The organism is Microbacterium sp. PI-SA-G (assembly GCF_057215335.1).
In genome coordinates this window covers 3,326,016-3,349,101 of sequence record NZ_CM170103.1, presented here as the reverse complement: position 1 = coordinate 3,349,101, position 23,086 = coordinate 3,326,016, and the positions used below count along the sequence as shown (strand labels likewise).

The following is a 23,086-nucleotide window of genomic DNA, read 5'->3' as shown; positions in this document are numbered from 1 at the left end:
ACCGAGCGGGGGCGAGCGTTTAGACTGGAACGCACGCCCCCGTAGCTCAGCAGGATAGAGCAGCCCTCTCCTAAAGGGCAGGTCGCAGGTTCGAATCCTGTCGAGGGCACCACCTCATCGGCAGCCGTTCTCGCGGTCGATCCGACTGCTCACGCTGCCAGCGCGAGATACGGCTCCCACCGCGGGTCGCTCGTCTCGGTGCCGCGCACGGTCCACGCGGTTCCGTGCGGTGGCCGGGGAATGAACCGCAGCTCCCAGCGCATTTCCTGCGGTGTGCGGTTGCTCTTGAGGTTGTTGCAGCGTAGGCAGCAGGCGACGAGGTTCTCCCAGGAGTCCGCTCCCCCGCGCGACCGCGGCAGCACGTGGTCGATCGTCGAGGCCGCCTTCCCGCAGTACCCGCACCGGTGGTTGTCCCGCCTCAGCACCCCGCGCCGGGTGACCGGGACGCGTCGGCTGTTCGGCACGCGCACGTAGCGCGACAGGATGATGACCGCGGGCCGGTCGTAGACGCCGTGGCTGCCCCACACGGGATCGTCTTCGACGCGTTCGATCACCGTCGCCTTGTCATTCATCACGAGCACGAGGGCTCGCTTGAACGACACGATCGCGAGCGGCTCGTATCCGGCATTCAGGACCAGTGTGCGCATTCGTCATCCTCTCGATCCGCCGGGACGGCTTCCCGGCACTCTCGAATAACACGTGGCCGCGCAGACGACAGAGTGTACGCAGAGACGAAGAAAGGCGCTGTCTCAGAGACAGCGCCTTTCGCGCACGGCAACACCGTGGCATCCCTGCGGGCGATGCAGAAGGACGTGACGACCGAGCGCATCCATGGTTCGGATGCTCGGTATTCGCGCCATCAGCCTCTCCCGTCCGTGCGACAACGGGTTCAGGCTAACCCATTCTCATCGGGACAGGGCGAAACTGCGGATGAACTCTCGGCTGATCCCTGGGAGTCAGCCGGCGTTGGTGGCGAGCCACGAGTAAGGCTCGACGAGGCCGCCGTTGATCCAGACCTCGAAGTGGAGGTGGTTCGCAGTGGAGCGACCGGTGCTGCCCACGTAGCCGATGAGCTGTCCGGCGGCGACGGTCTGACCCGCCGCGACCTGGCGCGAGCCGTAGATCATGTGGCCGTAGGTCGTCTGCACGCGCTGACCGCCCACGACGCTGTCGAGCATGACGCAGACGCCGTAGCCGCCGATGCTCTCGGCAGAGGCGCGCACGACGCCGGCCGCAGCCGCGTAGATCGGGGTTCCGGCGGGTGCCAGCATATCGGCGCCGTTGTGGCTGCCACCGATCGTTCGACCCTGGCTGTACGATCCGCCCGGAAGCGGGTATCGCACTTCACCGGAACCGGGCGAGGTGAGCGAATAGCCGGTGGTGTTGTAGCTCGTCGACGCCGTCGAGGACTTGGCGGCCGCGGCTGCGGCTGCGGCGGCTCGTGCTGCAGCGGCCTCCTCGGCCTTCTTCTTCGCGATCTCCTCCGGCGTCGTCGCCGTGAAGGTGCCTCGGCTGAGCGGGGCCGCGGTGGCTGCGGATGCGACGACGAGCGACTGCGCATCGACGGCGGCGAGCTGCTGCACCGTCGTGGTGGCCGCTTCTGCGGGCTTGCTCGCCGCGAAAGCGGGGAGGGCGATGCCGGCGACGAGGACGCCGACGACTCCGAAGATGGCGACGGAGCGCAGAGGCTTCACGGTCGTTCGGGAGTTGCTGTGCCCGCCGGTGCGGCGAGCGGATGATACGTCTGTGGTTTTCTTCGCGGTCGGTTCGATGTCTGCGGCCAAAACTCTGTTCCTCCTGCGCCTGCACGCTTCGGGTAGCGCTGGCTCGTCGGCACTCTGCTTCGTGGCACGAATGTAGCTTCGGGTACTTTGTGCGTTCCTGCCACGAGGACGACGAGCCGGAAAGGCGATCCTCGCGGTTCGTCGCCAACGGGCTTCGCTGGCGACTTGACCGAGGTTACCGGAAGATAACGATCATGTCACCCTGCGAAGCTGGCAATCCTCGCAACGGGCGGCCGATCACGCGGATAGGCGGTGAAAGTCAGGCGGGTTCGCCGACGAGGAAGATGTGCGAGGCGAGCTCGACGGGGAGCTCGAGACCGTCGTCCTTGCCGTCCATCTGGATGAGCACGTAGCCCTCGCTGAAGCGGAAGTCGCCGTGCGCGCCGGGCATGACACCCGCGTCTCGCAGCTGCTGCAGGAGCTCGGGGTCGACCTGCGCGGGTTCGGCCAGACGACGCACGGTGCCCTCGATGGGCTCGCCCGCCGCCGTCAGCTTCTGCACGAGGCCGATGACGCCCTCGTCGAAGGTGCGAGCAGGCAGGTCGCCGAGCTGATCGAGCCCCGGGATCGGATTGCCGTACGGCGATTCGGTGGGGTGCCCGAGCAGTTCGACCAGGCGACGCTCCACCTGCTCGCTCATGACGTGCTCCCAGCGACAGGCCTCTTCATGCACGAACGCCCAGTCCAGCCCGATCACGTCGGACAGCAGACGCTCGGCGAGGCGATGCTTGCGCATGACGTCGACCGCCTTGCGACGACCGGCGTCGGTGAGCTCGAGGGTCCGGTCCTCGGAGACGATGACGAGACCATCGCGCTCCATGCGGCCGACGGTCTGCGAGACCGTGGGCCCGGAGTGACCGAGACGCTCGGAGATGCGCGCACGCAGTGGAACGATGTTCTCCTCCTCGAGTTCGAGGATGGTGCGGAGATACATCTCCGTGGTGTCGATCAGATCGGTCATGTGCAGGCCCTCCGAGGTTCTTAGGCAAGCCTACATTCCCAGGGGGACATCGGCTTCGTCACCGTGTTCGGCGCGCGGCCCCGCGCCCCTAGACTCGACGCATGGCGATCGAGATTCCCCGTGACCTCCTGCCCGTCGACGGCCGTTTCGGCTGCGGACCCTCGAAGGTGCGCGCAGCGCAGCTCGAGGCGCTCGTCACCGCGGGGGCGAGCATCTTCGGCACCTCGCATCGGCAGGCTCCGGTGAAGAACCTCGTCGGCAGCGTCCGCGAGCAGCTCGCCGCGCTGCTGCGCATCCCCGAGGGGTACGAGATCCTCGTCGGCAACGGCGGCTCGACCGCCTTCTGGGACGCCGCCGCGTTCGGTCTCATCGAGCGCCGCAGCCAGAACCTCGTGTTCGGCGAGTTCGGGGGCAAGTTCGCCGCCGCAGCCGCTGCTCCGTGGCTCGAGGCGCCGGACGTGCGCAAGTCCGAGCCGGGTTCCCGCGTCGCCGCCGAGGTGGTCGAGGGCGTCGATGTCTACGCCTGGCCCCACAACGAGACGTCCACGGGCGTGGCCGCTCCCATCGAGCGCGTCGACGCCGAGGGCGCACTGACGGTCATCGACGCGACCAGCGCCGCCGGAGGCATCGACTTCGACGCGGCCCAGGCAGACCTCTACTACTTCGCGCCGCAGAAGAACCTCGGCTCCGACGGCGGGCTGTGGTTCGCCGCCGCCTCCCCCGCGGCGATCGAGCGCATCGAGCGCATCGCCGCGTCGGATCGCTACATCCCCGAGTTCCTCAGCCTCAAGAACGCCCTGGACAACTCACGTCTCAACCAGACGCTGAACACCCCGGCGCTCACGACGCTGCACCTGCTCGACAGCCAGCTGCAGTGGATCCTCTCCCACGGCGGACTCACCTGGGCGGCGGCCCGCACGAGCGAGTCCTCGTCGGTCCTGTACGACTGGGCCGCGCGGACCGATGTCGCGACGCCGTTCGTGACCGACCCCGCCCACCGGTCCCCGGTCGTGGTCACGATCGACTTCGACGACACGGTCGATGCCGCGGCGATCGCCAAGACGCTCCGCGCCAACGGCATCGTCGACACGGAGCCGTACCGCAAGCTCGGCCGCAACCAGCTGCGCGTGGCGACGTTCGTCTCGATCGAGCCCGACGACGTCCGTCAGCTCACGCGATCGATCGACCACGTGCTGGAGAACCTCGGCGCCTGAGCGCCGGAGGTCACTCCTCCTCGTCGTCCGCGTCGTCGTCGTCGTCGAGGTCCGAGTGGTCATCCTCGTCGTCGTCGAAGCCGTCATCCGAGTCGTCGTCATCCGAGTCGTCGTCATCCGCGTCGTCGTCAGTCGCGCTGACGTCGAGCTCATCGATGTCGACGCCGTCGACGTCGCCGGCGTGCAAGATGTCCGACGCACGGTCGTCATCCTCATCGTCGAGTTCATCGTCGTCGAGCTCGTCGTCATCCAGCTCATCGTCGTCGAGTTCGTCGATGTCCGCGGCATCGGCGTCGACCTCACCGGACTCGGCGGCGTCGGCCGCGGCCTGCTCGGCGAGTTCCGCCTGGTGAGACCGGTACTCGGCCAGCCGCTCCACCCACGGCACCCACTCGGGAGCGAGCAGCGCGCCGTCACCGGGCAGCAGCTCGACCTCGAGCACCGTGGGGTCGTCGTCCTCTACGCGGGCGACCGTGACGGTCCAGTACCAGCCCGGGTATCCCGGCAGGCGGTTGGCGAAGCGCAGCGACACCGACCCGTCGTCCTCGAGGAGGTACCCGGCGGCGGGGCCGATCGACGACGCGGGAGTGATCTCGCGCAGTGCGGCGAGCGCGAGATCATGCGCGCCGGTGAGACGCGCGTCGGCGTCAGGCATCGAGGTCATCAGCGACCTTGCGGAGAACGGCGGCGATCTTGCGGCCGTGGCTGGACGAGGGGTAGCGACCGCGGCGAAGGTCTCCGCCGATGCCGTCGAGCAGCTTTACGAGGTCCTCGACGATGATCGCCATGTCGTCCGCCGACTTGCGCTTCGCCTTGGCGAGGCTCGGGGGCGCTTCGAGCACCCGGACGGAGAGCGCCTGAAGACCGCGCTTGCCGTCTGCCACACCGAACTCGACGCGTGCACCCGTCTTCACCACCGTGCCGGTGGGCATGGCGGACGCGTGCAGGAAAACGTCCTGGCCGTCATCGGCTGCGATGAAGCCGAAGCCCTTGTCTTCGTCGTAGAACCTGACCTTGCCGGTGGGCATGGGAGAACCTCGCTGTGTCGGTGTCGAAAGAAGGCGCGCTCACACGCGTCCTCCCCCAGCCTACCGGTCGAGGAGCAGCCGAACCCGATGACCGGAGCGACTAAGGTGAGAGGGATGAGCACGCAGAATTCCGAACCGGAGATTCCCATCCGGCGATTGGATCGAATCCTGGCATTCGCCGCGCTCGGAATCGCGGCAGCGTCGGTGATCTGCTTCTTCGCGATCATCATCGGCACCGCCGTCGGCATGGATCAGGACGCATTCGGCGACGGTGTGTGGCCCCTGGTCGCCGCGATCCCGTTCTGGGGCCTGCCGCTGGCGTTCGTGATGATCATCACACTGCTCATCATGAGCTTCATCCGAAAGGGCCGCGCGGCTTCGCGGCCCTAGGCATCCGCCATGAGCACTCACGCACGCCCGCTCGCCGATCGGCTGGCCGCGGCGAGCGACGATGAGCTTCTGCATCTCTTCGCGGCGCGACGCGTCCGCGCGGATTCCGGGTGGCAGGACTTCTTCGATGCGGCCGAGGCGCTGCTCGATCCGACCTCCATCGCCAAGGCACTCCCCACGCTCACGGCAGCTGAGGCGCGAGCGTTGCGCAGCGCCGCCACGGGCGACGATGCCGGAGAGCTGCGCGATGCGCTCGTCGCACTCGCTCTGCTGCGTCCCGACGGCACCCCGCCGCCTCCCGTGACAGCAGCCGTGGTCGACCGCTCCGGCGTGCCGCTTCCCACGGCTGCGGATCCCGCATCCGCGCCGGATGATGCCGCAGCTCACGCCGCCGAGCGCGCGTTCACGACGGTGGCGATCCTCGCCGACCTCGTGCTCATCACCCGCGAGTCTCCCTTCGCCCTCCTGGCCGGTGGCGCGGTGAACGCGGGCGAGAAGCGACGTCTCGGCGATGCCGGCGTGCCGACCGACCTCGTGGACCCGCTCGTCGCGATCGCCCTCGACGCCCGTCTCGTGGTCGTCGATGAACGAAAGCTGCGAACGAGTGCGGCGGCCGAGGACTGGCTGCGCTCCTCCGCCGCTGAGCGCTGGAGCGTGCTCGCGACGTCGTTCCGCGATGCTCTGCCGCGGGGCGTCCGCACTCCGGACGGCGGATGGATCGCGCCCGCGGACTGGCCCGTCGCGCACCCCTGGGATCCGGCGTGGCCGGAGCACAGCGCACAGCTGCTGACTGCGGCGCGCCTGCTCGGGCTGATCGCCGAAGGCGACACCGAGCCCCCCTGGTCCGCTCCGTTGCGCCGTGGAGGACCGGCTGAGTCCGACGCGCTCGCACGGCTGCTCCCGGCAGAGGTGGACCGCATCTTCCTGCAGAACGACCTCACCGCGATCGCTCCCGGCCCCCTCGCGCCCGCCCTCGACGTCCGCCTGCGGACGATCGCGGCCCGCGAGTCCGCAGCACAGGCCTCCTCCTACCGGTTCACGACCGAGTCCGTGACGCGGGCCTTCGCCTCGGGTGAGACGGCGGAGTCGATCCTCGGCTTCCTGTCGGAGATCTCGCTCACCGGCATCCCGCAGCCCCTCAGCTACCTGGTCACCCAGGCCGAGCAGCGGCACGGCCTGGTCCGGGTCTCGGCCGACGAGGACACCGGCCGCACTCGCATCGAAAGCGTCGATCAGCACCTCATCGAGGCGATGGCGGTCGATCAGACCCTGCGCCCGCTCGGACTGACCAAGCACGTCGACTCGCTCACCACCCGCGTCAGCCGAGACACCGTCTTCTGGGCGCTGACCGATGCCCACTATCCCGCGACCCTCGTCGGCGCCGACGGCAAGACCCTGGTCGGCGAACGACACCCGGCAGCCACCCTGCCCCCCGCCGAGACGTCGACGAACCCGTCCGCCCTGATCGCGCGACTGCGCGCTCGGCAGGGCCCCGACGCCGACGCCGCGTGGATGGACCGTGAGCTCGAGGCCGCCGTCCGCGCCAAGGCGGTGCTGCAGGTGACGGTCGGGATGCCCGACGGCTCGACTCGCGAACTGCTGCTCGAGGCGACGGGTCTCGGCGGAGGGCGTCTGCGCGGGCGCGATCGCGCGGCCGATGTCGAGCGCACGCTTCCGGTCTCCAGCATCCGCTCGGCGACCATCGTCGCTTCTTAGCGCCGCGTCCACCAATGGCCGGTAAACTGGACAGCTATGTCTGATGGCCCCCTGATCGTCCAGAGCGATCGCACCGTCCTGCTCGAGGTCGCACACTCGGATGCCGAGAGCGCCCGCCACGAGCTGGCGATCTTCGCCGAGCTGGAGCGCGCCCCCGAGCACATCCACACCTATCGGATCACCCGGCTGGGTCTGTGGAACGCGCGCGCGGCCGGGCACAGCGCCGAAGACATGCTCGACACCCTCGAGCGCTGGTCCCGCTTCCCGGTTCCGCCGTCGGTCGCGGTCGATCTGCGTGAGACGGTGAACCGCTACGGCCGGCTGGTGATCGAGCGCGACGACGAGGGCACCCTCATCCTGCGCTCCTCCGACCCGGCCGTGCTCGCGCAGGTCGCGCACAACAAGCGCATCCAGCCGCTGCTGATCGGCCACCCGAGCCCCGACACCTTCGTCGTCGACGCGTGGGCGCGCGGTCAGATCAAGCAGGAGCTGCTGAAGATCGGCTGGCCGGCTGAGGATCTCGCGGGATACACCCCGGGCACACCGCACGAGATCGCCCTGTCCGAGAAGGACGGCTGGCACATCCGCCCCTACCAGCAGGACGCAGTGGATGCCTTCTCGAAGGACGGCTCGGGAGTCGTGGTGCTGCCCTGCGGCGCCGGCAAGACGATCGTCGGCGCGGCGGCGATGGCCGCGACCAAGACCACCACGCTGATCCTGGTCACCAACACGGTCTCCGCACGTCAGTGGCGCGACGAGTTGCTCAAGCGCACGAGTCTCACGCCCGAGGAGATCGGCGAGTACTCCGGCCAGGCCAAAGAGGTCAAGCCGGTCACGATCGCGACGTATCAGATCCTCACCGCCAAGCGGAAGGGCGCGTACGCCCACCTCGCACTGCTCGACGCCCTCGACTGGGGGCTCATCGTGTACGACGAGGTACATCTGCTGCCGGCGCCTGTCTTCAAGCTGACCGCCGATCTGCAGGCGCGCCGTCGCATCGGGCTCACGGCGACGCTCGTGCGCGAGGACGGGCGCGAAGGCGACGTCTTCAGCCTCATCGGACCCAAGCGGTTCGATGCACCGTGGAAGCAGATCGAGGCGCAGGGCTTCATCTCGCCCGCCGCCTGCTACGAGGTGCGCGTCGACCTGCCGCCGGAGGACCGGCTCGAGTACGCCGCCGCCACCGATGACGAGCGCTACCGCCTCGCGGCATCCGCTCCGGCGAAGATCGACACCGTGCGCGAGCTGATCGACAAGCACCCGGGCGAGCGGATCCTGGTGATCGGTCAGTACCTCGATCAACTCGAGACGCTCTCGCAGGCGTTGAACGCCCCGCAGATCACCGGGGCCACGCCGATCGATGAGCGCGAAGAGCTGTACCGCCAGTTCCGCGAGGGCGAGATCTCGCTGCTGGTGGTGTCGAAGGTCGCGAACTTCTCGATCGATCTGCCCGAGGCGTCGGTCGCGATCCAGGTCTCCGGGTCCTTCGGCTCTCGCCAGGAGGAAGCCCAGCGTCTCGGTCGTCTGCTGCGCCCGAAGCAGTCCGGCCACACGGCGAGCTTCTACACGCTGATCGCTCGCGACACGATCGACCAGGACTACGCGCAGAATCGCCAGCGGTTCCTCGCGGAGCAGGGGTACAGCTACACGATCCTCGACGCGGACGCTCTCGCTGCCGTCTGAGTCGCTGCCCTCTGAGTGACCTCCGGCTGAGTCGCTGCCGTCTGCGACTCAGCCGTGGAGCATGCGCGCGAGCTGATGCGTTCCCTCGGCCTGCGCAGGCACGGGCGCGGGAACTGATCGCGTCCGCACGACGCCCCGCCGACGCGCCCACCGGTCGGCCAGCAACGCATACACGACCATCGCGGCCGTCGAGGCGAGCAGGTCGATCGGGGCCCCCGAGGTGGCGTTGGCGTCGACCACGGCGACGGATCCGAGCAGGAAGATCAGCACGTTGTTGACGATGTGCAGTGAGATCGCGGCCTCCAGTCCGCCGGTCCGCCACGTGAGCCACGCGGCGACCACGGCGAAGATCCCGACGCTCGCCGCACCCCAGACGTCGTAGCCGTGGCCGAGAATGAACAGAGGCACGGGCAGCAGGATGGCGAAAGCCGGATGCCGCAGCCACCCGCCGACCAGCTGCATCAGGTAGCCGCGGAAGACATACTCCTCAGCCGCAGCCTGGAACGGGATCAGCAGCAGCACGAGCGCCAGCATGACCCAGAGCCCCGGGTGCGAGAAGTCGGGCGCGACGGGATCCCCGAGCGCGGCCGATATCCCCAGCACCACCGTGAAATAGACGAGAAAGACGGCGAGCGCCAGGAGCAGGCTCCTGCCGAGCCAGCCCAGACGCAGCCGACCGGTCACCGACGACAGCGTGCCGACACCACGGCCCTCCACGATGCGCGAGGCCGCGAGCAGCGCGGGGATCATGAGGACCAGCGGCACCACGAGGGCGAGGAACAGCCACGGACGATCCAGGTCGAAGTATTGCGTCGTCGTCAGCAGCACCTGCATCTCGGCGTTCCACGCCGGCACCATCACCGTCGCGATGCCGAGGGGGATGATCAGCACGAGCAGGAGCACGACGTAGAAGGCGAGCGCGAGCACTCCGGTCAACAGCACCCGCCACCAGCGGTAACGCGGCCGCACCCGCGCGAGCCGGTGGTACTCGACCTGCTCGTCGTTCGCTGCCTGATCCGGCACGACGGAGGGGGATGCGGGGGCGGCGGTCGCGACGGCGTCCTCGTACGAGCTCATGCATCGATCCTGTCCGACGCGCCTGTGGATCGCCTGCCGTGCGCGCCGACGACCCGCCGGGAAAGGCCCGGGACCACGCCATTCCGAGCGATGGTCAGCATCATCATGGCCGGAGTCACCATAATGGGGTCATGACTGCTGCCCGCATCCTGGTCGTCGACGACGAACCCAACATCCGCGACCTGCTCTCGACGGGTCTGAGCTTCGCCGGCTTCCAGGTGAAGACGGTCGCCAACGGCGCCGCGACGATCTCCGCTGTGCTCGAGGAGGAGCCGGACCTCATCATCCTCGACGTGATGCTGCCCGACATGAACGGGTTCAGCGTGACCAAGCGTCTTCGAGGTGCCGGTTTCACGGCCCCCATCCTGTTCCTCACCGCCAAGGACGGCACCGACGACAAGATCGAGGGGCTCAACGCCGGGGGCGACGACTACGTCACCAAGCCCTTCAGCCTCGACGAGATCGTGGCCAGGGCTCAGGCGATCCTGCGCCGCACGATGCAGGCCGACGAAGAGTCGATCATCCGCGCCGGCGAGCTGTCGATGGATCAGGACACCCACGACGTGCACGTGGGCAAGGAGCCCATCGAGCTCAGCCCGACGGAGTTCAAGCTGCTGCGCTACCTGATGCTCAACCCCAACCGGGTGCTGTCGAAGGCGCAGATCCTCGATCACGTGTGGGAGTACGACTTCAACGGCGACGCCGGCATCGTCGAGAGCTACATCTCGTACCTGCGCCGCAAGATCGATCCGCACACCGAGGAGTCGCTGATCCAGACCAAGCGCGGCTTCGGATACATGCTCAAGGTCGGCAAGTCGGTCTGACCGCCGTCTCACCGCACGACGCCGCACACGGGGAGGACCGCATGGCGCACAAGCCGGATGCGGTCACCAGCTGGTGGCGGCGCATCAGCCTGCGGGCGAAGGTGACCGGCGTCACCGTGGCTCTTCTCGCCCTCGGTCTGCTGATCGCCGGCATCGGAACCGTGCCGCTGCTGCGCTCGGCGCTCGTGGCGAACATCGACGCGCAGCTGCCGGCGCTGGTGTCGGGCGATCTCGTCGGGCGGTATCTCGACACCACGACGGTCGACGGCGAGATCGTCTACACGCGCAAGGCCGAGCAGCCGCGCGACTTCGCCTTCGCCGTCTACGACTCGGAGGGCAACCTCCGGGCCACCGCGGGCGGCACCGAGTCATCCGCCCCGCTGTTCGAGGACACGTTCTCGCTGCAACGAGCCCAGGCGAATGACGGGGCGGTCTTCGACATCAAGAGCTCCGACGGGAAGGTCTTCCGTGCCACGGTCGCCGTGCTCACCTACGAGGGCGGCGCCCTGCGCACCCAGCTCGTGGCACTGCCGCTCACGGGTGCGGATCGAGTCGTCGGCCAGTACTTCAGCATCTACATCACCATCGCCTTCATCACGATCCTCATCGCCGCCCTGCTGACACGCGGGCTGGTCACGCTGACCTTCCGACGCCTCGGGCAGGTGGAGGCGACGGCGATGTCGATCGCCGCGGGCGACTTCAGCCAAAGACTCACCGACCTGGAGCCGACGACCGAGGTCGGTCGCCTGAACACGGCGATCAACACGATGCTCGACCGGGTCGACGGGTCGCTCGCCCAGCGTGATCGCAGCGTGCAGCACATGCGGCGCTTCATCGGCGACGCCAGCCACGAGCTGCGCACCCCGCTCGTGAGCGTTCGCGGGTACGCGGAGCTCTACCGTATGGGAGCCATCAAGGGCGAGGAAGACACCGCCCGCGCGATGGAGCGCATCGAGAAGGAAGCCATCCGCATGGGGGTTCTCGTCGAGGACCTGCTGGCCCTGGCTCGTCTGGACGAGGAGCGCGAGCCCGAGATCGTCCCGCTGGACCTGCGTCCGATCGCCCGCGATGCGGCGCTCGACCTGCGCGCCGCGGCTCCAGGTCGCACCGTCACGGTGATCGACCTGACCAACGAATCGGTGTCGGCGCCCACCCGCAGCATCCCGAAGCAGCTCGACCAGACCCCGCCGCCCCGCGCCATCACGCGCGGCACCCTGGGTCGGCTACGGCGCCGTCCTCGTCCGTCTGCCGAAGAGCCGACGACCACGATGCTCGACTTCTCAGAGTCGCCGGACACCCCGGTGCGCACGCCGCCGATCGTGCAGGGCGAGGAGAACAAGGTCCGTCAGGTCGTCACGAACCTGCTCGGCAACGCCCGCCGGTTCTCGCCCGAGGACGGTCCGATCGAGATCGTCGTGGACTCCGACCGCGTGCGCGGCACCGCCAACATCGCCATCGTCGATCACGGCGAGGGCATTCCGCCGCAGATCCGCGAGCAGATATTCGAGAGGTTCTGGCGTGCAGACACCTCACGGGCACGCGAGACGGGCGGCTCCGGGCTGGGCCTCGCCATCGTCGCGTCGATCATGAAAGCGCTGCACGGCAGCGTGGCGGTGTCGGAGACCCCGGGCGGCGGCGCCACCTTCACGGTCACCCTCCCCCTCGCACCGTCGCGGGCGATCCCCGAGCACCTGCTCGAAGACACGCAGCCGCTGCAGCGACTCGACCTCTGAACCGCGCACCCGCCCCGCACACACCTGCGCCGCCCGCGGTTGCGCACAGGACCCGTTCGCGGCACGGACGAGGGTGATCGTGGCGAGCCTCGCACGCCTAACGTCGGGAGTCCCTACGAGAAGGAGTCCGAATGTCCGTCTTCACCGTCGACACCGAAGCCGTGCAGTCCGCGCACGGCGCCACCCATGCCACCATGGCCCGCCTGCAGGGCGAGTCCGCCGCACTGATGGCTCAGCTGGGGCAGCTGCAGTCGTCGTGGGTCGGGACCGCGTCGAACGCGTTCCAGACGTGCGCCGAGCAGTGGCGGGGCGCACAACTGCACGTCGAGCAGGTCCTCGACTCGATCGGCACCGCCCTCGGCTCAGCCGCGACCCAGTACGCCGACGCCGACCAGTACTCCGCGAGCCTGTTCCGCTGAGTCGCCGCCGATGAACGCAGAAACGCCCCGGCCGAAGCCGGGGCGTTTCTGTCAGTGAACTCGGAGTCCCTGATCCTTTCGCAGGATCAGAAGTCCATGCCGCCCGACGGGTCACCCATCGGTGCGCCGGCCTTCTCAGGCTTGTCGGCGACGACGACCTCGGTCGTGAGGAACAGACCGGCGATCGAGGCAGCGTTCTGCAGAGCGGAACGCGTGACCTTGGCCGGGTCGATGATGCCCTGTGCGAAGAGGTCACCGTACTCGCCGGTCGCGGCGTTGAGGCCGTGACCGGTCGGGAGACCGGCGACCGTGTTCGCGACGACACCGGGCTCGAGGCCGGCGTTCAGCGCGATCTGGCGCAGCGGAGCCTCGATGGCGACGCGCACGATGTTGACACCGATACCCTCGTCACCCGTGAGGTTGAGCGTGGCCAGAGCCTTGGTGCCGGCCTGGATCAGCGCGACGCCACCTCCGGGGACGATGCCCTCCTCGACGGCTGCCTTCGCGTTGCGAACGGCATCCTCGATGCGGTGCTTGCGCTCCTTGAGCTCGACCTCGGTCGCAGCCCCCGCCTTGATGACGGCGACGCCACCGGCGAGCTTGGCCAGGCGCTCCTGCAGCTTCTCGCGGTCGTAGTCGCTGTCGGTGTTCTCGATCTCGCGACGGATCTGCGTGACGCGACCCTCGATCTGGGCTGCCTCGCCGGCTCCCTCGACGATCGTGGTCTCGTCCTTGGTGACGATGACCTTGCGCGCACGACCCAGCAGGTCGAGCGTGGCGTTCTCGAGCTTGAGGCCGACCTCTTCGGTGATGACCTGACCACCGGTGAGGATCGCGATGTCCTGCAGCTGCGCCTTGCGACGGTCCCCGAAGCCGGGAGCCTTGACGGCGACCGACTTGAAGATGCCCTTGAGCTTGTTGAGCACGAGAGTCGCGAGAGCCTCGCCCTCGACGTCCTCGGCGATGATGACGAGCTCCTTGCCGTCCTGGATCACCTTGTCGACGATCGGCAGAAGGTCCTTGATGCTGGAGATCTTCTGGTTCGCGATCAGGATGTACGCGTCCTCGAAGACGGCTTCCTGACGGTCGGGGTCCGTGACGAAGTACGGGTTCAGGTAGCCCTTGTCGAAGCGCATGCCCTCGGTGAGCTCGAGCTCGGTGCCGAAGGTCTGCGACTCCTCGACGGTGACGACGCCTTCCTTGCCGACCTTGTCGATCGCCTCGGCGATCAGTTCGCCGATGGCGGGGTCAGCGGCGGAGATCGAAGCCGTGGCCGCGATCTGCTCCTTGGACTCGATCTCCTTGGCGCTCGAGAGGAGCTCCTCGGTGATCGCGGCGACGGCCTTCTCGATGCCGCGCTTGAGCGAGATCGGGTCGGAACCGGCTGCGACGTTGCGCAGGCCTTCACGCACGAGCGCCTGGGCCAGGACCGTGGCGGTCGTGGTGCCGTCTCCGGCGACGTCGTCGGTCTTCTTGGCGACCTCCTTGACGAGCTCCGCACCGATCTTCTCGTACGGGTCGTCGAGCTCGATCTCCTTGGCGATGGAGACGCCGTCGTTCGTGATCGTGGGGGCTCCCCACTTCTTCTCGAGAACGACGTTGCGGCCGCGCGGGCCGAGGGTCACCTTGACGGCGTCGGCGAGGATGTTGAGGCCGCGCTCGAGGCCGCGTCGGGCCTCCTCATCGAAAGCAATGATCTTTGCCATGAGTTTTTTCGTCCCTCCTGGACGTAGACGTGGGGTTTAGCACTCAGGGTGTGAGAGTGCTAACGCCATTCTGGCACTCGACCCCTCCGAGTGCAAGCCGCGCGATCCGCGCGGCGACCGTCGATCAGGGAGCGGGCGTCTCCGGCGCGGAGGTCGAGCGATCGAGACCGATCACGATCACCAACTGCTCCCCGCCGCTCTCGTTGAGACCGGCGTAGAAGTCGCTCTGCGCCACCTCGGCGCCACCGATGAGACCGGCCAATCCGACGGCGGCGGGCTCGTCGTCCGCCTCCACGTAGTACACGGTCGTGGTGGCGAAGTCGGAGCTCTCGCTCGGAGACGCGTAGACGATCTCGGCCGGCCAGCCGTTGTTGATCAGATCATCGCGCAGTTGCGTGTCGAGGCCCTCGTCGGGTGTGGCGTTCAGGATCATGACCGAGAACGTCGTGTCGACCACTCCGGTGTCCACGGGCGCCGGCGTCGCACTCGACCCCGGCTCGGGGAACGGCGTGATGCGTCCCATCACGACGAGCGCTGCGAAGATGCCGACGATGATGAGCACGAGCGCCGCCACGAACGACCACAGCAGCACGACCCAGCCGTTCATCCCCGGCGCTTCTGCGCGATGCGCTCCGACACGACCGGCGGAATGGGGGACGTCGTCGAATCGATCACGGGTGGGCTTTGACACCCCTCGATGCTAGCGGCACGCACCTGTCAATCCGCGACGCGCACGCGCTCGTCGTGCGCCGGCGTGGCTCTCAGCCGACGAAACCCGGCATGCGCGCGGTCCGCACTGACGCCCGGGAATCACGGATGCGACGCAGGCGTCGGACCAGCATCGGGTCGTACTCGAGCGCGGCGGCCGAGTCGATCAGTCGGCCGAGCAGCTGGTAGTACCGGGCGGCACTCATGCCGAGCTGTGCGCGGATGACCTCTTCCTTCGCGCCGCTGTGGCGCGGCCACGCGATCTCCATCGCGAGGATCGCGCGATCGCGTTCCGTGAGCTCACCCAGCATGGCTTCACATTAGAACGCGTCCTCCGATATCGAGGCGCGCCACTCCCACCATCGTCCGAGTGGGTCAGCCGACGCCTGCACCCGACCGTCGATCGCGACGACGAATCCGTCCCACTCCGTGGCGTTCACCGACGGCTGCCAGACATCCAGCAGCCCCGGCGGATCGATCGTGATCCAGTGTCCCCGCTGCGCGCGGATCTGTTCGACGAGTGCGATGCGCTCTGCGCGCGGGATGTGCACGAGCACCCCCGGCGTGGTGATCACCAGAGTCGCGTCGGAGGGAGCCCTCGCCACAAGGGCATCGAGTTCGGCGAGCGCGTCGCCGGTGACGAGGAGCGGCGGGTCGGCTGCGGCGATGTCGAGCGCGGCGTCGATCCGCTCCTCGCGGCCGGTCTCCCCCGGCCACACGAGGCCGCGCAGCCAGCGTCGATCCTGAGCATCTCGGGCATCGAGGGGCGCGAGGTCGATGCCGGCGCGCCAGACGACCTCCGGCATCCGCAGCGGGGGCAGCGCACCGCGCACCGTGCTCGGGAGCACGACCGTCGAGGTGCCGTCGACGGGATCCAGGAGTGCACGGACTCCGCCGTCCGCGTCCGTGAAGCGATACGAGTAGCGGTCCGGGTACAGGCAGAGGCCCCCGGACGCCCCGATCTCGAGCAACGCGATCGGGCGCTCGATCTGCGACAGCACGGGCAGCAGGGGCGCCAGCCGCAGGGGCTCGTTCGTCTGCAGCGAGCGTCGTCCGCATTCGGTCACCAGCGCATCGGCGTGGGCGAGGACGAACCGGCGCCAGGACGCATAGTCGTCGAGCGGCGCACCGAGCAGTCGCGAGACGGCGAAGACGAGCGGAGGCTGACGGCGGTTCTCCGGGATGCGTGCCAGCACCGCCTGCACGCCAGCGTCGCCGGACACCCCCTCGGCCCAGGCCCCGTAGAGCGCGCTGCGTCCGGGCGCCTCGTCGCGAGCGAATCGCGCGTAGCGCTCCTGCACAGCCTGATCCATACGTCTATTGTCCTGTGTTGCGACCGACACCCCTCGAACGCGAGAGAATGGTCTGGACTCAGGAGGAAGCATGTCGTACAGCGTGGACAAGACCGAAGACGAGTGGCGCGAGGAACTCGGGCCCGAGCAGTACGCAGTGCTGCGCCAGGCGGCCACCGAGCGCGCCTGGACGGGCGAGCTGCTCGACGAGGGCCGGGCCGGCCTCTACACCTGCGGGGCCTGCGGCAGCGAGCTGTTCAAGAGCGGCACGAAGTTCGACTCCGGATGCGGATGGCCGAGCTTCTACGAATCGATCCGCCCGGATGCCGTGCAGCTGATCGATGACACCAGCCTGGGCATGGTGCGCACCGAGGTCCGCTGCGCGAACTGCGGCTCGCACCTGGGTCACGTGTTCCCGGACGGCTTCGGCACGCCCACCGGTGACCGCTACTGCATGAACTCGATCGCTCTCAACTTCACGCCCGAAGAGTCGTGAGCGCGCTCGACGCGATCCGATCCCGTCAGTCGTGGTCGAAGGTCGACGACACGGCGCCGTCTCGTGAAGAGCTGCTGACGTATGTCGCTGCGGCCGGACGGGTGGCCGATCACTCGTCGCTGCGCCCCTGGCGTCTGATCGAGCTGCGAGGAAGCGACCGCGAGCTGCTCGGCGCAGCCATCGCCAAGGCCGAGGGCGATCGATCGCCGTCGACCAAACCGCTGCGCGCACCGCTGCTGATCGCTGTGGCCGCGAGCTTCCGCAAGAGCGACAAGGTTCCGCAGTGGGAGCAGGAGGCAGTCGCCTCGGGCGTCGCGCACATGCTGAGTCTGCTGCTCGACGAGGCCGGGTGGGGCGTCCTGTGGCGCACCGGCCACTACACGCGGTCGAAGGCCGTGGCCAAGGCACACGGGCTCGAGAAGAACGAAGTGCTGCTGGGATGGCTGTACGTCGGACGCAAGCCGGCGGGCAAGCGGGCGGGTCGCCGCAAGGCGGTCGACGCCCGCAAGCTGCTCACGCGCATGCCGAAGAAGGCCAAGAAGAAGTAGCCGATCACGCCCGGCGGCGGGGCCAGGGCACTGCGACGACGACGGATGCCACGGCCACGATCACCATGGCGATGATCTGCCAGAGCGCCGGGCCCGACTGCGCAGGCCAGACCAGGTCGATCACGACCGATGCCGATAGCTGACCGAGCACGGATCCGAGTCCCATCAGGAGCACCCCCGTGTGCGCGACGATCAACGCGCCCAGCAGGATGTACGCGAATCCGAGGAAGCCGCCGAGGTAGAGCCAGGGCTCGCCGGGCAGCGCCTGCGGCATTCCGTTCACGGTCACACTGACGGCGGCGGCGACCAGCAGCACCACCGTGCCGGCGACGAAGCTCATCAGAGTCGCGGTGAGCGGCGAACCCACCCGCTGTGACAGCCGACCGTTCGTGGCGGCCTGCCACGCGATGCCGACACCGGCCGCGAACGGCAGCACCAGCATCCACAGCGGAGCCGAGGCCAGCACGCCCCCGCTCAGCGAGATGCCGACCGCGGCGAGCGCGAGCACTCCCCCGAGCACGCGCCCCGGAGTGATGGCCACGACTCCCGCCGGTCCGAAGCCGATCCGATCGAGCACGAGTCCGTGCAGAGTCTGCCCTGCGACGACTCCCACCGTGAACAGGGAGACGCCGAGCACCCCGGCCGTGAGTCCCTGCGTCGACACGGTGAGGGCGCCGCAGGTGCCGCCCAGCAGCATCCACGCGTGGATCGTCCGTCCGCGGACTCCGCTCCACAGGCGCGACACCCCGCACCGGCCTGAGGGCAGCGCTGCGACCACGACGATCAACGCCAGCAGCCCGACCGAGAACGACACCAGCCCGGCCACGATCCCGTCGTCGATGCGCACTCCGAGGACGCCGTTGATGCGTGCCTGGATCGCGGTCATGACGCCGATCGCCACGGCGCCCCCGAGCGCCAGCGGTGCGGGGATGGCGCGCGTCTGAGTCACCCGACGACCCTATCCGAGCCGGTGGCAGCGCGGCCGCCGTGACAGATGTCGGCGGCCGGGGCTACCCTGGCGGCATGTGCGCGAGCTATGGCCTCGATCCCCGATTCACCGATTCAGAGCTGCTGGCCGCCGCCGACGAGGCGGTGCTGGACGGCCTTCGCGAGTGGGCGGAACACAATGCGGGCGAGACCATCCGACCGACGGGAAAGAACCTCCGGAACCTGAATCCGCTCGTCCTGCCCTCCGACGACGGGGTGGCGCTCGAGCCGGCGTGGTGGGGCTTTCTCGTGGGCGGCGAGCCGGCGAAGTTTCCCTCGATCAACACCCGTTCCGAACGCCTGCAGGACAAGCCCGGTGCGCTCAAGTCGCGGGCGATCGTGCCGGCCACCAGCTGGTTCGAGATGCAGAAGCCGTCGCGGCAGTGGCACGAGTTCCTCGTCGACGACGGAGCACTGTTCGGGATGGCCGCGGTCACTCAGCGGGGCCGCACGGCCGACGGCACCTCGTTCACGTGCTACTCGATCGTGATGCGACCCGCACCCGCGCACCTGGCCGACGTGCATGATCGCATGCCGCTGCTGGTCCCGTCCTCGTTCGCCGAGGACTGGCTCACGGGCGAGAGCGGACGAGAGGTCATCGACGAGGCCCTCTTGGCCGCGTCGGGTCTCGACGACCGCGTCGGCACACGGGCGCGCTCCGACGACAAGCGGGCGGATCGTCTCTTCTGAGCGCACGCGAAAACAGACACGTCGTCCGCGAGGATGACACCTGGTGCCCGGAATACGGCACCTCAGGATGACGCGCGACAAGGGTCTCCGTCCGTAGCGTTGACAGCATGATCACAGCTGAGGGGCTCACGAAGCGATTCGGAGACAAGACCGCCGTCCACGACGTGTCATTCACCATCCAGCCCGGGAAGGTCACCGGATTCCTGGGGCCGAACGGCGCCGGCAAGTCGACCACGATGCGGATGATCGTCGGATTGGACCGACCGACGTCAGGGCGGGCGACCATCGCGGGCCGCGAGTACAGCAAAGTGCGCGCACCCATCCGTGAGGTCGGCGTGCTCCTCGACGCGAAAGCCGTGCACACCGGACGCAGCGCTCGGGACCACCTGCGTTCGATGGCCGCCACTCACGGCATCCCCGCCTCCCGCGTCGACGAGGTCATCGATCTCGCGGGAATCAGCTCCGTCGCCCGCAAGCGCGCCGGCAAGTTCTCTCTCGGCATGGGTCAGCGGCTCGGGATCGCCTCCGCCCTGCTCGGCGATCCGCACACGCTCATCCCCGACGAGCCGGTGAACGGTCTCGACCCCGAGGGGGTCCTCTGGGTCCGACAGTTCGCGCGGCGTGCCGCGTCGGAGGGACGGACGGTGCTCCTCTCCAGCCATCTCATGAGCGAGATGGCGCAGACGGCTGATCACGTGATCGTGATGGGTCGGGGAACGGTGCTCGCCGACGCACCGCTCGACGAGCTCGTGCGGGCGTGGACGCGCACCACGGTTCGCGTGCGGACCCCGCGCACGGCCGACCTGGCGACCGCACTCAGCGGCCCCGAGGTCGAGATCCTGAGCACCGCGCCGGACCTGCTCGAGATCGCCGGCGTCCCGGCGGCACGCATCGGAGACATCGCGGCGCAGCACGGAATCCCGCTGCACGAACTGACCCCCGCCGCGGGATCGCTGGAAGACGCCTACCTCGCGCTCACCAGCGACGCGGTCGAATACCGCACCAAGGAGAACTCATGACCGCCCCGGGCACCCCCACCACCCGTTCGCGACCGAACTCGGCGGTGCCATCGGACTCCGCCCACGGCGTCACCTTCGTCCGAGCGCTTCACGGCGAGTGGATCAAGCTGTCCACGCTGCGCTCGACCTGGTGGTCGATCGGCGTCGTGGCGGCGATCACGATCGGCGTCGCCATGCTGATCGCGCAGAACCTCGCCGACCCGAGCATCAACCCGATCCAGGCCGTCGTGCTGCCGCTGCAGTTCACCATGCTGCTGGCGGGCATTCTCGGGGCGATCAGCGTCACCGGCGAGTACTCGACCGGCATGATCCGATCGACCCTCACGGCGAATCCCGTGCGCGGCCGCGTGCTCGCCGCCAAGGCCGCGATGGTCGCCGTTCTTCTGTTCGTCTCTTCGCTCGCGACCTTCTTCGGCGCATCCCTCGCGGTGTCGCTGGTGATCGCTGCTCGCGGACAGAGCATCAACTGGGCGGATCCGTCGGCGTCGCTGGGACCGATCGTCGCCGCGTCGGTGGGCATGGCGGTCTTCGCGCTGATCGGCGTGTCCTTCGGCTTTATCCTCCGCTCCGCTGCGGGAGCGATCTCCGCCACGGTCGGACTGCTCTTCGTGCTGCCGATCGTCGCCAGCTTCTTCTCCTTCGCCGGAGACGGCGCGCAGTGGATCGTCAAAGCGCTCGGGTATCTGCCGGTCGCCGCCGCACAGAGCGCGATCTTCCCCGAAGGTTCTGCCCTGGGAGGTGCGGGCGGGTACCTGACACTTGCGGCGTGGGTCGCCGCCGGGATGCTGGCAGCCTGGGCCGTGCTCCGCACGCGCGACGCGTAGAGTCGGCGTCGTGAGCACCGCGCGCAGCCGCAGCATCTCGGTCCTGCAGGACGAGGCGCTCCGGCTGCCGCGCGATCCAGGGGTGTTCCGGCGCTTCTGGGCGCGCCATCCCTTCCTCGCCGACCTCTCGATCGCAGTGCTCTGTCTCGTGGTCGGGTTGCTGGCCGGTGGGAGCCTGGGCCCCGTCTTCTCGCCGGATGCCGCCGCGGCGCTCGACGTGCTGACGCCCGCCTGGATCGTGATCGCCTGTCTCGCCATACTGCTGCGCCGCCGTGCACCGGTCGTTCCGGTGATCACGGCATTCGCGCTCGAGTTGATCCTTCTGCTCGGGGAGCGCCCGGGTGGCACGCTCATCCTCCTCGCCAGCTGCTACGCACTGGCGGTGCACGGCTCGGTGCGCGCCGCGTGGATCGGACTGGGCGTCGGAGTGACCGTGGTCATCGCCGCGGCGGCGCCCCTCATATCGCTCGGCGCCGTGACACCTGAGGGCGGCACGGATGTCATCGTCAACTCCATCCTGCTCGGCACGATCGGCGCTCTGATCGGCGCGAACGTCTCCGGGCGGCGGCGATACATCAAGGCGGTGATCGACCGTTCCCGCCAGCTGCTCGTCGAGCGCGATCAACAGGCGCAGCTCGCGGCGGCGAACGAGAGAGCGCGCATCGCTCGCGAGATGCACGACATCGTCTCGCATTCGCTCACCGTGATCGTGGCTCTGTCCGAGGGCGCGTCGGCGACCTCCGACCGGGAACAGGCTGATGCGGCCATCACTGCGACAGCGTCCACCGCCCGCGGCGCACTGCAGGAGATGCGTGGCATGCTGGGCGTGCTCCGCACCGATGATCCGAAGGGCGAGCCGCTCACTCCTCTGCTGGCCCCGCCGCCGCACGAGACGGTCGCGAACGCGCAGCGCGCGGGTTATCCCGTCACGCTGTCGGTCATGGATGCGGCAGAGCTCTGCCCCGTCGTCGCGCACGCCGTGTCGCGCCTGGTGCAGGAGGGCGTGACCAACGCGATGCGCCATGCGCCGATGGCGACCTCGATCTCAGTGCGCATCACGCACGCGGTCTCGGGCACGACGGTCACGATCATCAACGACGGCGTGACCGACGCACGGCAGGCCCCCGGATTCGGGTTGCGCGGTCTGACCGAACGTATGGCCCACGTGCACGGCAGCATCGAATACGGCCGCGTCGGTGACGACCGATGGATGCTGCGCGCCACGGTCCCGCCCACTGCAGGAACCGGCGAGATCATCATCCCCCCTCAGATCGAAGCGACGGAGACCCGCCCATGACCGATCCGATCACCGTCCTGCTGGTGGACGATCAGCAGCTGATCCGTGTCGGTTTCCGGCTCGTGCTCGACGCGGAGGACGACATCGTCGTGGTCGGCGAGGCCGACGACGGACGCGAGGCGATCGCTCAGGTCGCTGCCCTGAAGCCCGACGTGGTCCTGATGGACATCCGCATGCCGGGGCTCGACGGCATCGCCGCGACCGAGGCCATCGTCCGCGACCATCCGGCGACGCGCGTGCTGGTGCTCACGACCTTCGATCTCGACGAATACGCCTTCGGCGCCATCCAGGCCGGTGCGAGCGGGTTTCTGCTCAAGGACGTGCAGCGCCACGAGATGCTGGCGGCCGTGCGTGCGGTGCACCGGGGCGACGCCGCCCTCTCGCCCCGCGTCACCCGCTTACTGCTCACCCACGTCACACCGCTGCTCGGCACCGGGGGCGCTCCGGCGCAGAGCGACATGATCTCGTCGCTGACCGAGCGGGAGCGCGAGGTGTTCCTGGCGATGAGTCGAGGGCTGACGAACGCCGAGATCGGGCGGGCGCTCTTCGTCAGCGAGTCGACGGTGAAGACGCACGTCGGACGCGTGCTCTCCAAGCTCGGGGCCCGCGACCGTGTGCACGCCGTCATCCTCGCGCACCGCCTGAGTCTCGTCGACGAGGAACCCCCGCGCTCCGCGCGCTGATCCCCCG

The 23,086-nt window shown here is 68.7% G+C and carries 25 protein-coding genes and 1 tRNA gene; 15 read left to right on the top strand and 11 right to left on the bottom strand.

What is annotated here, in order from left to right:
• Positions 1-35: 35 nt before the first annotated feature.
• Positions 36-112 (top strand) — tRNA-Arg (locus AC2D10_RS16545).
• 37 nt (positions 113-149) lie between these two features.
• Here AC2D10_RS16545 and AC2D10_RS16540 read toward each other — a convergent pair.
• The 3 genes from AC2D10_RS16540 to AC2D10_RS16530 all read right to left on the bottom strand — a co-directional run bounded on the left by AC2D10_RS16540 (position 150) and on the right by AC2D10_RS16530 (position 2,745).
• The gene (locus tag AC2D10_RS16540; RefSeq protein ID WP_484709204.1) at positions 150-647 is read right to left on the bottom strand and encodes an HNH endonuclease; all 498 of its coding nucleotides are present in this window, start codon (positions 645-647) and stop codon (positions 150-152) included.
• Between the two features lie 309 nt (positions 648-956).
• Positions 957-1,694 carry a M23 family metallopeptidase gene (locus AC2D10_RS16535; RefSeq protein ID WP_484709203.1) on the bottom strand — a complete coding sequence of 246 codons (738 nt, stop codon included), beginning with the start codon at positions 1,692-1,694 and terminating at the stop codon, positions 957-959.
• A 349-nt stretch (positions 1,695-2,043) separates the two neighbouring features.
• Entirely contained in the window at positions 2,044-2,745 is a 702-nt protein-coding gene (locus AC2D10_RS16530) for an iron-dependent transcriptional repressor DtxR (RefSeq protein ID WP_484709202.1), read from the bottom strand.
• 101 nt (positions 2,746-2,846) lie between these two features.
• On the opposite strand from AC2D10_RS16530, the gene serC reads away from it, so the two are divergent.
• A complete protein-coding gene (serC, locus tag AC2D10_RS16525) occupies positions 2,847-3,959 on the top strand; it encodes a phosphoserine transaminase (protein ID WP_484709201.1) in 1,113 nt (370 codons plus the stop codon).
• A gap of 10 nt (positions 3,960-3,969) precedes the next feature.
• On the opposite strand, the gene AC2D10_RS16520 is transcribed toward serC, so the two are convergent.
• Together AC2D10_RS16520 and AC2D10_RS16515 are read right to left on the bottom strand one after the other, a co-directional pair.
• The gene (locus AC2D10_RS16520; protein ID WP_484709200.1) at positions 3,970-4,623 is read right to left on the bottom strand and encodes a DUF3027 domain-containing protein; all 654 of its coding nucleotides are present in this window, start codon (positions 4,621-4,623) and stop codon (positions 3,970-3,972) included.
• Entirely contained in the window at positions 4,607-4,987 is a 381-nt protein-coding gene (locus AC2D10_RS16515; RefSeq protein WP_484709199.1) for a cold-shock protein, read from the bottom strand. The genes AC2D10_RS16520 and AC2D10_RS16515 overlap by 17 nt, the downstream gene beginning before the upstream one ends.
• 114 nt (positions 4,988-5,101) lie before the next feature.
• Between AC2D10_RS16515 and AC2D10_RS16510 the strand changes: the two genes are divergently transcribed.
• Genes AC2D10_RS16510 through AC2D10_RS16500 form a run of 3 tightly spaced genes read left to right on the top strand, consistent with a single transcriptional unit; the run spans position 5,102 to position 8,776 of the window.
• Positions 5,102-5,377 (top strand): multidrug ABC transporter ATPase, encoded by a 276-nt coding sequence (locus AC2D10_RS16510; protein WP_484709198.1) that lies wholly within the window; start codon positions 5,102-5,104, stop codon positions 5,375-5,377.
• A gap of 9 nt (positions 5,378-5,386) precedes the next feature.
• Positions 5,387-7,093, top strand: coding sequence for a helicase-associated domain-containing protein (locus AC2D10_RS16505; protein ID WP_484709197.1), 1,707 nt, complete (start codon positions 5,387-5,389; stop codon positions 7,091-7,093).
• A 36-nt stretch (positions 7,094-7,129) separates the two neighbouring features.
• Positions 7,130-8,776: a DNA repair helicase XPB gene (locus AC2D10_RS16500; RefSeq protein WP_484709196.1), complete on the top strand. Its 1,647-nt coding sequence runs from the start codon at positions 7,130-7,132 to the stop codon at positions 8,774-8,776.
• Between the two features lie 48 nt (positions 8,777-8,824).
• Here the strand turns inward: AC2D10_RS16500 and AC2D10_RS16495 are convergent, their stop codons facing one another.
• Positions 8,825-9,853, bottom strand: a complete 1,029-nt coding sequence (locus tag AC2D10_RS16495) for a CPBP family intramembrane glutamic endopeptidase (protein ID WP_484709195.1) — start codon at positions 9,851-9,853, stop codon at positions 8,825-8,827.
• A gap of 131 nt (positions 9,854-9,984) precedes the next feature.
• On the opposite strand from AC2D10_RS16495, the gene AC2D10_RS16490 reads away from it, so the two are divergent.
• The 3 genes from AC2D10_RS16490 (at position 9,985) to AC2D10_RS16480 (ending at position 12,829) form a co-directional block, all read left to right on the top strand.
• Positions 9,985-10,677 (top strand): response regulator transcription factor, encoded by a 693-nt coding sequence (locus tag AC2D10_RS16490; protein ID WP_484709193.1) that lies wholly within the window; start codon positions 9,985-9,987, stop codon positions 10,675-10,677.
• A gap of 41 nt (positions 10,678-10,718) precedes the next feature.
• Complete coding sequence (locus AC2D10_RS16485; protein ID WP_484709192.1) at positions 10,719-12,410, top strand: sensor histidine kinase; 1,692 nt, start codon at positions 10,719-10,721, stop codon at positions 12,408-12,410.
• Positions 12,411-12,541: 131 nt separating this feature from the next.
• Positions 12,542-12,829 carry a WXG100 family type VII secretion target gene (locus tag AC2D10_RS16480; protein ID WP_484709191.1) on the top strand — a complete coding sequence of 96 codons (288 nt, stop codon included), beginning with the start codon at positions 12,542-12,544 and terminating at the stop codon, positions 12,827-12,829.
• A gap of 86 nt (positions 12,830-12,915) precedes the next feature.
• Here the strand turns inward: AC2D10_RS16480 and groL are convergent, their stop codons facing one another.
• The 4 genes from groL to AC2D10_RS16460 all read right to left on the bottom strand — a co-directional run bounded on the left by groL (position 12,916) and on the right by AC2D10_RS16460 (position 16,556).
• A complete protein-coding gene (gene groL / locus AC2D10_RS16475) occupies positions 12,916-14,535 on the bottom strand; it encodes a chaperonin GroEL (protein WP_484709190.1) in 1,620 nt (539 codons plus the stop codon).
• Between the two features lie 124 nt (positions 14,536-14,659).
• Positions 14,660-15,226 carry a LytR C-terminal domain-containing protein gene (locus AC2D10_RS16470; protein WP_484709189.1) on the bottom strand — a complete coding sequence of 189 codons (567 nt, stop codon included), beginning with the start codon at positions 15,224-15,226 and terminating at the stop codon, positions 14,660-14,662.
• A gap of 70 nt (positions 15,227-15,296) precedes the next feature.
• Entirely contained in the window at positions 15,297-15,554 is a 258-nt protein-coding gene (locus AC2D10_RS16465) for a DUF3263 domain-containing protein (protein ID WP_484709188.1), read from the bottom strand.
• Between the two features lie 9 nt (positions 15,555-15,563).
• The gene (locus tag AC2D10_RS16460) at positions 15,564-16,556 is read right to left on the bottom strand and encodes a DUF2332 family protein (RefSeq protein ID WP_484709187.1); all 993 of its coding nucleotides are present in this window, start codon (positions 16,554-16,556) and stop codon (positions 15,564-15,566) included.
• 70 nt (positions 16,557-16,626) lie between these two features.
• On the opposite strand from AC2D10_RS16460, the gene msrB reads away from it, so the two are divergent.
• Both msrB and AC2D10_RS16450 read left to right on the top strand, forming a co-directional pair.
• Positions 16,627-17,031 (top strand): peptide-methionine (R)-S-oxide reductase MsrB, encoded by a 405-nt coding sequence (gene msrB / locus AC2D10_RS16455; RefSeq protein WP_484709186.1) that lies wholly within the window; start codon positions 16,627-16,629, stop codon positions 17,029-17,031.
• Complete coding sequence (locus tag AC2D10_RS16450; protein ID WP_484709185.1) at positions 17,028-17,579, top strand: nitroreductase family protein; 552 nt, start codon at positions 17,028-17,030, stop codon at positions 17,577-17,579. Before msrB ends, AC2D10_RS16450 begins: the two co-directional genes overlap by 4 nt.
• Positions 17,580-17,583: 4 nt before the next feature.
• Here AC2D10_RS16450 and AC2D10_RS16445 read toward each other — a convergent pair whose 3' ends face one another.
• Positions 17,584-18,498 carry a DMT family transporter gene (locus AC2D10_RS16445; RefSeq protein ID WP_484711861.1) on the bottom strand — a complete coding sequence of 305 codons (915 nt, stop codon included), beginning with the start codon at positions 18,496-18,498 and terminating at the stop codon, positions 17,584-17,586.
• Positions 18,499-18,602: 104 nt separating this feature from the next.
• Here AC2D10_RS16445 and AC2D10_RS16440 point away from each other — a divergent pair, with 104 nt between their 5' ends.
• The 5 genes from AC2D10_RS16440 to AC2D10_RS16420 all read left to right on the top strand — a co-directional run bounded on the left by AC2D10_RS16440 (position 18,603) and on the right by AC2D10_RS16420 (position 23,079).
• A complete protein-coding gene (locus tag AC2D10_RS16440; RefSeq protein WP_484709184.1) occupies positions 18,603-19,256 on the top strand; it encodes an SOS response-associated peptidase family protein in 654 nt (217 codons plus the stop codon).
• A 107-nt stretch (positions 19,257-19,363) separates the two neighbouring features.
• Positions 19,364-20,275: an ABC transporter ATP-binding protein gene (locus AC2D10_RS16435; protein ID WP_484709183.1), complete on the top strand. Its 912-nt coding sequence runs from the start codon at positions 19,364-19,366 to the stop codon at positions 20,273-20,275.
• Entirely contained in the window at positions 20,272-21,099 is an 828-nt protein-coding gene (locus AC2D10_RS16430; RefSeq protein ID WP_484709182.1) for an ABC transporter permease, read from the top strand. Before AC2D10_RS16435 ends, AC2D10_RS16430 begins: the two co-directional genes overlap by 4 nt.
• Before the next feature lie 10 nt (positions 21,100-21,109).
• Positions 21,110-22,396 carry a sensor histidine kinase gene (locus AC2D10_RS16425; protein WP_484709181.1) on the top strand — a complete coding sequence of 429 codons (1,287 nt, stop codon included), beginning with the start codon at positions 21,110-21,112 and terminating at the stop codon, positions 22,394-22,396.
• A complete protein-coding gene (locus AC2D10_RS16420; RefSeq protein ID WP_484709179.1) occupies positions 22,393-23,079 on the top strand; it encodes a response regulator in 687 nt (228 codons plus the stop codon). The genes AC2D10_RS16425 and AC2D10_RS16420 overlap by 4 nt, the downstream gene beginning before the upstream one ends.
• The last annotated feature ends 7 nt before the right edge of the window (positions 23,080-23,086 follow it).